Genomic DNA, 12,569 nt, shown 5'->3' with positions numbered 1-12,569 from the left:
ACTTTTAAATAGCGCTTCAAAGGATCAATGTAAAGGTGATGGTGCTCCCTTCCAACGCAACAGTGAGTTCCGCATCAATGGCTTCAGCAATAGGCAACCCTAACCAAAGCAATCATTCGCACTTCTCGAGTGTCGTTCTTCTGTTGCCTTAGCGCTTTAAGCACACTTATGCTATCCAAACTGGGCAACATGATATCTAAAATAATTACATCATAGTGATCCATCAGCGCCATACTCAAACCGCTAGAGCCGTCCGCCGTATCATCTACCGTAAAGCCCAGTTTAGAGAGCCCTAAGGTTAAGCTGCGACGCAAGGACTCAGAATCTTCAATCAGTAAAGTAACACATTCATAAATAAACCTTTGGCTAGTGCTTAATGTCACATAGCTTAGTTGCTCAAACTTAAGATTCGCTAAAGAGAACTTCAACTTTCATCAATTCCGAAGGATTTCCTAAGCTTTTCTTAAGTTTCGCCGGATAGTCTTGTGATAAATGCAACTATTCCTAACATTCTATGAATAAAGTACACTTTTCAACTCCTTATGCAAAACCTTTCATGGTGTTTTTCCTTTCCTTGTTGATGATTTTGACGCTTAGCCGTTTAGGACTATCAACTTGGATGTTAGAGAGAATGACTGGCTCTGATCCTTTGACCTTTGTGATATCAGGCCTGCGAGTTGATTTGAGTACTATCGCATATCTCGCGATACCACTCTTATTGTTAATGGTCACGCACTATTTTATGCCCAAGCCACTGAAGCCTTTACTTACTGCGCTAGTAACGGGGTATATTGCGTTGGGTATTGTATTTGTCCTACTACTCGAAGCTGCAACTCCTGCATTTATTTTGCAATACGACATCAGACCAAACCGTTTATTTATTGAATATCTGATTTACCCCAAAGAAGTCATTTCAATGTTGTTGAGTGGTCACTTGGGCACAGTGATATTGACCCTACTTTTATGTACTTTGGCTTTAATAACCACCTTGAGATATTTTCCTCGCATTAGCAACGATGCGCCATCAAAGCGGAATATGGCTATCTCTACTTTTTGTAGTCTTATCTGTTTAGCGCTGTTAGCAAGAGGCACTCTGGGTCATAGACCACTTAACCCTGCTACCGTCTATTTCTCACAAGATGCATTGGTTAATTCGCTGACCATCAACTCAGCTTATAGTGTTGCGTTCGCAGCAAAAAATATGGGCAGCGAAAAAAGTGCCAGTGCGCTTTATGGTTCGCTATCCAAAGAAAAGGTTTTTGATACAGTAAGAAAAGCAAGTTACAAACAAGGTTTTATCTCAAATACACTTCCTACCCTAGCCACTAATCCGGCATATCATCAGGGCAAAAAGAAAAACTTAGTGATTATCTTAGAGGAAAGCTTAGGCGCACGTTTTGTCAGCTCGCTAGGGGGAGCAAACCTAACCCCAGAGTTAGATAAACTGTATCAAGAAGGCTGGGGACTGGAGAACCTCTACGCAACGGGCACCCGTTCGGTTCGCGGAATTGAAGCCGTGATCACCGGCTTTATCCCCTCACCATCACGCTCCGTCGTTAAGCTTTCAAAGTCTCAGCAACAGTTTTGTACGTTGGCGGATATTTTAGCCAAAGAAAACTATACCACACAGTTTATTTATGGTGGCGAAAGCCACTTCGATAACATGAAAAGCTTCTTCTTAGGAAATGGCTTTCAACGTATCGTTGACTTTGATGATATTGAAAACCCAGAATTTGTTGCGTCTTGGGGCGCCAGCGACGAAGATCTGTTTAATCAAGCGGATAAAGAACTAACTCAGCTGAGTGAAGAAGAAAAGCCATTTTTTAGTTTGATCTTTACATCTAGCAATCACGACCCGTTTGAAATTCCTGACGGAAAAGTAATGTTACCAACAAATCATAAAAGTGATAAACCTGCGCGAGATCTCGCTATCAAGTACGCCGACTATGCGCTCGGAAAGTTTATTGATAAGGCCAAGCAAAGCCGATATTGGCAAGATACTATCTTTTTAGTCGTTGCAGATCATGATGTCAGGGTGTATGGATCCGAGCCCGTCCCTATTAAGTCTTTTCATATTCCAGCCGTTATTTTGAATTCAGGCTTTAATCAGAAACAAGATAAAAGGTTGGTCAGTCAAATTGATTTACCTGTCACTTTGCTTTCTTTAATAGGGGTTGAACGCCCAACGCCTATGCTTGGCTTTGACTTAACCAAACAATATCCAGTGCAAAGAGCGATGATGCAATATTACGATAATTTTGCCTACATTGAAGATGACAAAGCCGCCATTTTGATGCCAGGCAACAAAGTGAGTTATTGGCAATATGATACGGCGACTAAGATGCAAAAACCACTGGTGAATACAACGCACACCGCTGATTTGAAAGAAAAAGCACTATCTCATGTATTATTTAGTAATTTGGCCTATCAGGAGCAAATTTATCGATTAAAAGAGTAAAGCATAAGGTTGTCTTAAGTATTTCTATAGAAAATAAAGATAATTTAGTTTTTATTTTCTCGTCAGGAGTTAGACTGACGAATTAAGCCTATGTTTGGATAAAAGTGAGTCCAAACATAGGCTTTTGCTCTCACCCTGGTTTAGCCGATTGCTTTAGAGTGCGTTGCTTTAACATCATAAACCAAGGTCGCGCTAACCCATTACTTCCTTCTACGCTTGGTTCTTGCTCCTAGAATACGCTTTTTGTCTCTTTGCTTCTTAGACTTACCAGAATTACGGCGAGTGTCTTTAGGCTCTTTGGTCAAATCAGGTTCATAGCCTGGCAGCCATTGCGGCGCAAACCGCTCATCTAGGAAAATTTCTATTTCTTCCAGTAGCCACTGCTCATCAATACTCACAAGCGAAATAGCTTGGCCGTTTTGTCCAGCACGACCACTACGGCCGATACGGTGCACATAGTCTTCAGCAACATAGGGTAACTCAGCATTGAAGACATAGTTTAGCGAGTCAATGTCAATGCCACGGGCAGCTACATCCGTTGCGATCAAGACGCGAATTTCATCTGATTTGAATTGAGATAGCGCTTTGTCACGCGCGCCTTGAGACTTATCACCGTGGATCGCTGCGGTTTTAAGGCCATCCTTATTCAATTCTTTTGCGTAGCTATCAGCACTATTTTTTGTGCGAGTAAACACCAGTACCTGATGCCAATTATTTTTGCCAATCAAGTGGGAGATCAATTCACGTTTGCGGTCTTCGTCTACCGAATAGAACGTTTGCGTAACTGTACTTGCGGTGCTGTTCTGGGATTCAACACCTACTCGCTTAGGGTCGTTCAACCAAGGCTTTACTTGGGATAACACAGCATCGTCAACCGTAGCTGAAAATAGCAACGTTTGACGCTTAAGCGGCATAGTGCGCATGATCCGCTTAATTTCCCCCATAAACCCCATATCTAACATGCGATCTGCTTCATCGAAGACCAAGTGTTGAATATTTTTGAGTGTTAATGTGCCTTTGATTAGGTGGTCAAGTAAACGCCCAGGTGTCGCAACTACTACGTCTACACCCGCTCTTAAGCGCTTTTCTTGCGGGCCAATATTTGCACCGCCATATAAGCACACGACATTTAAACTGGTGTTCACCACTAACTTTTCAGTGTGCTCTGCAACCTGCTGTGCCAGCTCACGAGTCGGCGTTAATATCAATGCCTTAACCGATTTCTCACCTTGCGTGGCGCCTATCAGCATGGAGTGCAAAATCGGCAGCATGAAGGCGGCTGTCTTACCGGTTCCAGTTTGGGCACTTGCAATTAAATCACAACCACTGAGCAGAAGTGGAATACTCTTTTCTTGAATTGGTGTGGGTGACGCAAACCCAAGCTCAGTAATTGCGCTTAGTAGTTCAGGGTGAAGTTGTAACTCGCTAAATGTCATTGGAGATCAGTGTCTATTACCAAAATTGTGCAGATTATAGCAAAGGATTGTAAGGAAAAAACTGGGAGATAGTTTTATTAAGCTAAATAAGTAAAGGTAATTAACTGATACTATTTTAAGAATCTAATTAAAGCAAACAACTCATTATTAGATAAAAAAGAACAAAACTATTTATAGCTCAGACTTGACAAACACCCAAATTGAAACAAAATTGTAAACCAGGTTAACTAAAGGTTCTCCTGCTTAAATATTACGATTATTAATTTAAAAAAGGATTTAATATGAAATATCTGTTTTCAACTGTCATTATGGCAGCATTTTTGTTCTCTAGTTTTACCTTTGCTATGAATGATAATACTACAATTTATCTCACTGAAAACGGGATTAAAGGAGTTATCCAGGCTCAACATAGCGTTAAAACAGAGTCGTTTGATCAGAAAGGCATGCATTCTCCAATCGAGTTTTCAGTATCCAATGACTTGCTTGATACTATTTCCGCATCTATCACATATCAGGGCAATCACTATGCTTTGTTACTCAATCAAGTTAAAAAACAAGTTAAGATAACTGGTACTGATATCAATAATAAACCTCTTATTAATACCCCAGCACTTCGTGCCGACATAAAGAATATGCTACACGACGTAGAGCTTAATAGTGGTTTGATTATGAAAAGCCAATCAACTCTAGATAAGGAGTCGAAACTTGCACTCTTAAAATTCTTCGAATTTTTATCTACCTATCCATTAGGTGAAGCAATTGATCAGCAAATAGAGAGCAAAATCAGTGCACAAGATTGGACTGATCTCTGTGCGTATATGGGTAAATCAAAGACTGCTGTTTGGGATATTACCAACTCGTCTGTAAAGACAAAAAATTATATCGTCGGTGGTCATGGCTTTTGTGCAGCTAGATGTGGTGCGGGTTGTCCAATGTTTGGTGATGGTCAATATACCCAAGATTGCTTGAATCACGATGCCTGTGCCGATGTTGAAGGTGAGCAACTAGGTGTATGTGGTGACGAATGGACTTCAGCCTCAGACGACTTTTGGTTTTCTCCTGACTGTACAACTCCACCACCATCATTACGTTAAAATAATAATTTTTGGCTGGTATGCTGTTTTGCAAGCGAGATCACTACATCCATATAGGCATTGAGCATGACTAAGTGAAATCGGTATTATCAGCCTAGGTTAATCTATCGGGGGCACAGTCACCTGAAATGACTAATAAGGAAATGTTCATGTCACGACAAAGATTGAAGCTATTAACGATAGGTCTTTGCTTAATAGCCTTTACACCTTTGCTTGGTTTACTTCTTGCGGAGCTTATCGCTGAAATTCTTCACTGCCATGTTGCAGAAAGTGCTAGCTCAGATTGTATTGTCGCCGGCTATGATTTTGGTATGCCACTAGCAATTTTATACACAGGTGGTTGGGTAAGTATGATTACGGTCCCTGTTGCGGGCTTGGCAGCTTTAGTTTGTTACATCAAATACCGTGATGCAAAACTAAATAACAACCAATAAAAAAGGGGCTTAACGCCCCTTCTATTCACATCAACTTGATTAAATTGCTGCGTTTCTGAATTCTCTTACAAATTGCTTAACAGGCATATCGTTACAACGTAAGTTGCGAACCTGTTGGTTATTCAAACGTAGGTGATTAACGCCGTGACGTACTGCATCTAAGCATAACTCAGTTGCTGTATCTGACTTTTCAGCAATTAGCTCCACTTTCTTTTCTTGCTTTTGCGAGCGCTTCGCTGCTTTTGCAAACTCACGAATATCTTCACCATTACAGTGGATGCTTGGTGAGAAGCGAGAAATAAATAGGCCTAGTGATGCAGCTTCTTTACGTGCTGCACTGAAACCTTGCTCTGCTGCAACAGCACATACTTTTGTCGCTGGTGATGCGTCAGCTTGAGTGAACTCAACCTGTGAAGCGAAAGCTGTTGTAGAAACCAAAGAAACAAGACCAAAGAAAGAGAGAGATTTAAGCATAATATACCCCAATTGAACGATTCGGCGCGGATTATAATTACAACGACGAATAAGTAAACAGCTAAATCATGCAATTTTGGTTATTTAATGATCTATTTACACTAAGCTAAAATCCTCGTTATCCTCTCGCTAAACTTGTGCAAAATTTAACAACTGCCAACATGCTTGTCAGCTGACTAAATAAGTAATTTCACCCAAGCGCTGACCCTCTCGTTTTTAAGTGATAAACTTTGCCAAATAACAGCAAGAATCTAAAGAGAGCGCTATGAAAATTGTTTCGTTTAATATAAACGGCCTCAGAGCTAGACTACATCAATTACAGGCATTGATTGAAAAACACCAACCTGATGTCATTGGACTGCAAGAAATTAAAGTCCATGACGAAGCTTTTCCTATCGACGATGTAGAAGCACTTGGCTACCATGTTTACTTCCATGGTCAAAAGGCGCATTACGGTGTGGCACTACTCTCCAAGAAACCTGCAAAAGCTATCCAAAAAGGCTTCGCTACGGATACTGATGAATCACAACGTCGCATGATCAGCGGTACGTTTGAAAGTGATTCAGGTAACGAAGTTACCGTTATGAATGGTTACTTCCCTCAAGGTGATAACATCAGCCATGAAACAAAATTTCCGTATAAAAGACAATTTTATGCAGATCTCATGACCCACTTAAATGATTTTGCCGATCCTCAATCTAACCTTGTAGTCATGGGCGATATTAATATTTCTCCATTGGATGTGGATATTGGTATTGGTGAGCAAAACCGCAAGCGTTGGTTAAAGACGGGTAAGTGCTCGTTCCAACCAGAAGAGCGCGAGTGGTTAAAAACACTGCTAGATTGGGGCTTTAAAGATACATTTAGAGTGCTGACACCTGATGCAACCGAAAAGTATTCGTGGTTTGACTACCGCTCAAAAGGGTTTGATGATAACCGAGGTCTGCGCATAGATGTGGTTTTAGCAACCGCTCCATTAACGGCGAAATGTATTGAAAGTGACATAGATTACGAATTGAGAGGAATTGATAAGCCCTCTGATCACGCACCAATTTGGGCAACTTTCGACATTTAATCATCTGCTTTTTCCGCCGAGACTGTAAATACAGTGCTCGGCATAGAGCAAAATCACCAATTTTAAAAACTGGATAGAAACGTGACGTTTATCGCTGCCCTTGGGTTATTTTTACTCAGTTTTCATCGCAAAGAATACCTGCAATTACTACAAGTACCAGCCAGACAAACCGGCGTATTAAGTTGTGCGGTTATCCTCACGTTACTGTGGCAAATAAAAGCAGGCATTTTACCTGAGCTGAACATTCATATTCTTGGAATAACAGCAGTAACGTTAATTTTAGGTTGGCGACTGGGTGCGTTGAGTGCAACTTTGGCCTGCCTCGTCCATAGTTACTTTAGTGCTTTTACCTTGGTGGAGTTTGGTAATTTTTGGCTGTTTACTGCACTGATACCTGTCTACTTAAGCTATGGACTTTTTGCCCTTTGCTATCATCATTTACCGCGGCACTTTTTCGTTTATATTTTTGTTTGTGCATTTATTTTCGCAGGTACGGTGGGCTGTTTAAAGATACTTCTAAGCGCATTCTATTATTATGCAATCGATGCCTATACTTGGTATCAGTTGGCAGACAATTATCTCCATTTTGCCGTCATAATGTGGTTCCCTGAAGCCATGTTAAACGGCATGGCCATCACCTTACTCATTACATATCGCCCACATTGGGTAAAAACTTTTTTTGATAGGGAATACTTAGACAAATGATCTCCCACTACCGCTGTCCACTGTGTAAACTGCCTTTATATCAAGGTGGTGCAAGCTACAGCTGCAATAATAATCATCAATTTGATATTGCCAAAGAAGGCTATGTCAACTTACTACCCGTGCAAAATAAAAAATCAAAACAGCCGGGCGACAACCAAGAAATGGTCGCAGCGCGTCGGGCATTCTTCGAAACCGATCATTATCATTTTCTACGTGATAGGCTTGCACAAATCGTCTCTGAAAAAGCGCCGGCTACCCTGCTGGACTTAGGGTGTGGTGAAGGCTTTTACACCCATGAAATCGCAAATCGCTGCGAGAATGCCAAAGTCTACGGGGTCGATATCGCAAAACCTGCTGTCCGCTATGCAGCTAAACGCTATCCTCAAGTAGAATTTAGCGTAGCCTCCATCAAAGAGGCTCCTTTTGAAAATGAATTTGCAGATGTGATTGTGAGCATTTTTGCGCCAGTGTTCGCCGAAGAACTCGCCCGTCTATGCAAACCATCAGGCAGTTTGTATGTCGTCTCACCTGGTGAGCACCATCTATTCGAACTCAAGTCTTTGATTTATGACAATGTAAAGCTACACAAGGCACCAGAAACACCACAAGGGTTTGAGTTGGTTGAACGGACTAAATTACAACAAACACACAGAATGGAATTTGAGTGTGTTGAACACTTAATCATGATGACGCCATTTGCATGGAAATTTAAGCAACAACACATGGACAGATTACAAAAGATGGACCATATCGAAATCACGCTCTCGTTTTTGATAAACCAATATCAGCGCATGTAACCCAACATCAGATCACCCATTATGAGCAAATCGCTGCCTACTTGCTTGGTAGGCAGGCAAACAGAAACTACAGATTTTCTTGCGTAAACGCTTTGTCCATTTTATCGAACATATCTTTTAGCAATCGCGCTAAATCTCTATATCTAGGCTTTCTTGAGGACAGGGGTGCATCGTAGCCATTGGCAACCATCTTTTGATGCAGTTCTGTATACCAAGAATACAAAGCCGGATTTAACGGCGTTTCAGCTCTTTTACCAAGCCATAATAACCCTTGGACAGGAAGCGATAAAAAGAATAAAGCAATCGCAATGGCTTGCGGCAGATATTGAAAACCCAATTGGCTGGTCTGCAAAAACAGAGTAAACACCGCCAGCATAGGCATTGTATTTAAAGCAAGTTCTGTCGCCTTGATCACCCTAAATTCGGGGAACAACGGTGCTAATTCCTTGCGCATAGGCCACTCTTTCGAGTATTGACGTCCAAGTTGCACTTGCGAAATAAGACTTTTTTGCATCATAACTCCTAGGTGCTAACTTTTATATAAAAAATGAGGTAAAATCGACGTCTTTACTGTCAACTATACCTTAGTCTAAATGCGTAGCTTATATGCGCTATAGCTTTAAGCTTAATACGCAATAACTGTTATTGTCAAAACGGAAAGTCATTATGTCATCTCAGCATGTTTTGGTTCTTAATTGTGGAAGCTCCAGTCTTAAGTTTGCAATCATCGATAACGCAACGGGAGAGGAGATATTATCAGGTCTGGCTGAACGCCTAGCTGAACAATCACCACAAATTAAATATAAGTTCCAAGGCAACAAGGAAATCGTGCCCCTCAATAGTGGTGATGCGCACCAAGTTGCGATCACAACGCTTGTAAAACTCATCAAAGATCTCGCGTTAGACGCAAATCTTGTCGCTGTCGGCCACCGCGTTGTACACGGCGGTGAGCGCTTTACACAATCTGTCATTATCGATGACTCCGTTCTCACAGCTATCCAAGAAACGGCTAGTCTGGCGCCTTTACATAATCCAGCTAACCTACTTGGGATCCGCGCAGCTCAAGCCGCATTTGCACATTTACCGCAAATTGCTGTCTTTGATACGGCTTTCCATCAAAGTATGGATCAAACAGCGTACCTTTATGCCCTACCTTATTCGCTATATCGTGAGCATGGTGTTAGACGTTACGGTTTCCACGGTACCAGCCATGCTTATGTATCGGCGCAGGCCATCGAGATTTTAGGCCTAAAAGGTAAACCATCGCGTATTATTACCGCACACTTAGGCAATGGTTGTTCCGTTACCGCGATTAAAGACGGTAAATCGGTGGACACCAGCATGGGCTTAACTCCATTAGAGGGTCTAGTGATGGGCACCCGAAGTGGTGATATTGATCCGGGCTTATTCTCGTTTTTAGTTAATCACCTTAACTATTCAACACAGCAAATTGACACCTTGTTGAATAAACAAAGTGGCCTTTTAGGTATTAGTGAGCTTTCTAACGATTGCCGAACGATTGAAGAAGCAGCGCAGGAAAACCACCCTCAAGCAACACTGGCGCTTGATATTTTCTGTTATCGTTTAGCCAAACAAATTGCTAGCTTCTTGGTACCACTAAACGGTTTAGATGCACTTGTATTTACCGGTGGAATTGGCGAGAACTCTGATGTTATCCGTGAAAAAGTAGTGAACCAGCTTAACTTCCTTGGCATGCATATCAATAAAGCGCGTAACCTCAACGCACGCTTTGGTAATCAAGGTGTGATCACTGATGAGTCTCACTCTCCTGTCGCTATAGTCATCCCAACCAACGAAGAGTGGGTGATTGCCAACGACGCAGCTACGCTTGCTGAAGGAGTGTAATGATGGGTCGTCGTATTATGCTTATTCCTATTTCAACGGGCGTTGGTTTGACGTCGGTGTCTGTAGGAATAGTCCGAGCACTGGAACAAAAAGCGGTAAAAGTAAACTTCTTCAAGCCAATTGCACAACCTCGTAAAGATGAAGTCGGCCCCGAGAAGTCAACACTCATCGTTCAGCAAGGTTCAACCATTGCCCCACCCACGCCGTTTGAGCTGAGCTACGCTGAGCAAATGATAGGTGATGGTAAAGGCGATGATTTGTTGGAAGAAATTGTGGAGCGCTTTGAAGGCACAGTACAAGACGATGAAGTTGCCATCATTGAAGGAATGGTTCCTACCCGTCGTCAACCTTACGCTGGCCGTGTAAACCGCGAGATTGCGCAAACACTAGGTGCAGATATCGTGTTTGTCTTAACGCCGGGTAATGACTCTATCGACGAGCTTGAAGACCGCTTAGAGATTGCTGCTGGCAATTATGGCGGTGTAAACCACCCTCGCGTATTGGGTTGTATTTTCAATAAAGTGAATGCACCGCTGGATGAAGATGGCAGAGCGCGCGCCGATCTGGTTGATCAATACAAACCAGAAGAGCTTGAAAACGAAATGAATCGTTTGGCATCGCTGCCTATTTTCAGAAAACATCCATTTCAACTTTTAGGTGCCATTCCATGGGACTTTGACTTAGTTGCGCCGCGAGTTATCGACTTAAGCAATTATTTAAAAGCCGAAATCATCAATGCGGGCGATATGGAGCACCGTCGTCTGCGCCGTGTTACCTTCTGTGCAAGAACAGTATCGAACATTCTTAACCACTTTACACCAGGTGCTCTGTTGGTTACTCCTGGCGATCGGTCGGATATCTTAGTCGCAGCGTGTTTGTCGGCCATGAATGGCACCAAGATTGGCGCTATCTTGTTAACTGGTGGATTCAAACCAGAAGAGAAGATCATGACCTTATGTGAGCAAGCGATGGATACCGGTCTGCCTATCCTTGCTACTGAGGCTGATACTTGGCGCACTTCTTTGCTATTACACAATTTCAATATGGAAGTTCCAAGCGATGACGAACAGCGCATCGAGCGCGTAAAGCAGCATAACGCCCGTCACATCGATAGCGAATGGCTGGAAAGTTTGGCCAAAGGGGTCGCAAAAACCCGCAAACTCTCCCCTCCTGCGTTTCGTTACCTGCTAACTGATTTAGCTAGACGTGCGAGCAAAACCATTGTGCTGCCTGAAGGTAATGAGCCTAGAACGATTAAGGCGGCTGCTATCTGTGGTGCGCGAAATATCGCTAAAACCGTACTACTTGGAGACAGAGAAGAAATAGAGCGTATCGCCCAGCAACAAGGTGTTGAGCTGAATGAAAACGTGACTATCTTATCTCCTGAAGAAGAGCTGCAAAAATACATTTCGCCAATGGTTGAGCTACGTAAAAACAAAGGCCTAACCGAGGTCGTTGCGGCAGAGCAACTGCAAGATAACGTCGTGCTCGGCACCATGATGTTAGCCGAAGGCCAAGTTGATGGCTTAGTATCTGGTGCGGTAAATACCACCGCCAATACTATTCGCCCACCCCTGCAGTTAATCAAAACGGCACCAGGCGCGTCGTTGGTAAGCTCAGTATTTTTCATGTTGCTACCGGACCAAGTGCTAGTATACGGTGACTGTGCAATTAACCCAGATCCAACGGCAGAACAGTTAGCCGATATTGCAATTCAATCTGCAGATTCCGCTGCAGCATTCGGCATTGAACCTCGCGTTGCCATGATCAGCTACAGCACAGGAACATCTGGACAAGGTGCAGACGTAGAAAAAGTGCGTGAAGCCACCGAGATCGCACAAAAGAAACGTCCTGATCTCGATATTGATGGGCCGCTGCAATACGATGCCGCCATTATGGAAAATGTCGCACGTAAAAAAGCGCCAAACAGCAAAGTCGCTGGTAAAGCAACGGTATTTGTCTTCCCAGATCTAAATACGGGTAACACCACATACAAAGCGGTACAACGAAGTGCTGAACTTGTCAGCATCGGACCTATGTTACAAGGTATGCGTAAGCCGGTTAACGACCTAAGCCGCGGGGCTTTGGTTGATGACATAGTATACACCATTGCCTTGACTGCTATTCAGGCAACACAAATCGAAGAATAATCTTTATACCAAGGGCTCAATGCATGAGCCCTTTTCTTTTTCATCTCACTAATCCTTTCTTTTGCCTAGAATTCAGGCGA

At 42.7% G+C, this 12,569-nt stretch carries 11 protein-coding genes and 1 pseudogene; 8 read left to right on the top strand and 4 right to left on the bottom strand.

From position 1 onward, the window contains the following. Positions 1 to 125: 125 nt before the first annotated feature. Positions 126 to 356: pseudogene (locus tag L1271_RS09820) on the bottom strand (response regulator); the annotation flags it as partial. Between the two features lie 158 nt (positions 357 to 514). On the opposite strand from L1271_RS09820, the gene L1271_RS09815 reads away from it, so the two are divergent. Further along, positions 515 to 2,458: an LTA synthase family protein gene (locus L1271_RS09815; RefSeq protein WP_235367728.1), complete on the top strand. Its 1,944-nt coding sequence runs from the start codon at positions 515 to 517 to the stop codon at positions 2,456 to 2,458. A 200-nt stretch (positions 2,459 to 2,658) separates the two neighbouring features. On the opposite strand, the gene L1271_RS09810 is transcribed toward L1271_RS09815, so the two are convergent. Then, positions 2,659 to 3,894 (bottom strand): DEAD/DEAH box helicase, encoded by a 1,236-nt coding sequence (locus L1271_RS09810; RefSeq protein WP_235367726.1) that lies wholly within the window; start codon positions 3,892 to 3,894, stop codon positions 2,659 to 2,661. Between the two features lie 281 nt (positions 3,895 to 4,175). Here L1271_RS09810 and L1271_RS09805 point away from each other — a divergent pair, with 281 nt between their 5' ends. Together L1271_RS09805 and L1271_RS09800 are read left to right on the top strand one after the other, a co-directional pair. Next, on the top strand, positions 4,176 to 4,988 hold the full coding sequence (locus tag L1271_RS09805) for a hypothetical protein (RefSeq protein ID WP_010605039.1): 813 nt from the start codon (positions 4,176 to 4,178) through the stop codon (positions 4,986 to 4,988). Between the two features lie 149 nt (positions 4,989 to 5,137). Beyond that, positions 5,138 to 5,422 carry a hypothetical protein gene (locus tag L1271_RS09800; RefSeq protein ID WP_010605040.1) on the top strand — a complete coding sequence of 95 codons (285 nt, stop codon included), beginning with the start codon at positions 5,138 to 5,140 and terminating at the stop codon, positions 5,420 to 5,422. A gap of 39 nt (positions 5,423 to 5,461) precedes the next feature. On the opposite strand, the gene L1271_RS09795 is transcribed toward L1271_RS09800, so the two are convergent. Continuing rightward, positions 5,462 to 5,896 carry a hypothetical protein gene (locus L1271_RS09795; RefSeq protein WP_010605041.1) on the bottom strand — a complete coding sequence of 145 codons (435 nt, stop codon included), beginning with the start codon at positions 5,894 to 5,896 and terminating at the stop codon, positions 5,462 to 5,464. Positions 5,897 to 6,161: 265 nt separating this feature from the next. On the opposite strand from L1271_RS09795, the gene xthA reads away from it, so the two are divergent. The 3 genes from xthA (at position 6,162) to rlmA (ending at position 8,473) form a co-directional block, all read left to right on the top strand. Beyond that, positions 6,162 to 6,971 (top strand): exodeoxyribonuclease III, encoded by an 810-nt coding sequence (gene xthA, locus L1271_RS09790; protein WP_235367724.1) that lies wholly within the window; start codon positions 6,162 to 6,164, stop codon positions 6,969 to 6,971. Positions 6,972 to 7,052: 81 nt separating this feature from the next. Next, a complete protein-coding gene (locus L1271_RS09785) occupies positions 7,053 to 7,676 on the top strand; it encodes an energy-coupling factor ABC transporter permease (protein ID WP_010605043.1) in 624 nt (207 codons plus the stop codon). Next, positions 7,673 to 8,473, top strand: coding sequence for a 23S rRNA (guanine(745)-N(1))-methyltransferase (gene rlmA, locus L1271_RS09780; RefSeq protein WP_102056986.1), 801 nt, complete (start codon positions 7,673 to 7,675; stop codon positions 8,471 to 8,473). The genes L1271_RS09785 and rlmA overlap by 4 nt, the downstream gene beginning before the upstream one ends. A gap of 67 nt (positions 8,474 to 8,540) precedes the next feature. Here the strand turns inward: rlmA and yfbV are convergent, their stop codons facing one another. Further along, complete coding sequence (yfbV, locus tag L1271_RS09775; RefSeq protein ID WP_010605045.1) at positions 8,541 to 8,987, bottom strand: terminus macrodomain insulation protein YfbV; 447 nt, start codon at positions 8,985 to 8,987, stop codon at positions 8,541 to 8,543. A 152-nt stretch (positions 8,988 to 9,139) separates the two neighbouring features. Here yfbV and L1271_RS09770 point away from each other — a divergent pair, with 152 nt between their 5' ends. Beyond that, entirely contained in the window at positions 9,140 to 10,339 is a 1,200-nt protein-coding gene (locus tag L1271_RS09770; protein ID WP_102056988.1) for an acetate kinase, read from the top strand. Between the two features lie 2 nt (positions 10,340 to 10,341). Then, on the top strand, positions 10,342 to 12,489 hold the full coding sequence (pta, locus tag L1271_RS09765) for a phosphate acetyltransferase (RefSeq protein ID WP_235367763.1): 2,148 nt from the start codon (positions 10,342 to 10,344) through the stop codon (positions 12,487 to 12,489). Positions 12,490 to 12,569: the final 80 nt, after the last annotated feature.

This window comes from Pseudoalteromonas sp. OF5H-5, assembly GCF_021530695.1.
GTDB lineage: Bacteria > Pseudomonadota > Gammaproteobacteria > Enterobacterales > Alteromonadaceae > Pseudoalteromonas.
This window is presented reverse-complemented; position numbering and strand designations above follow the sequence as displayed.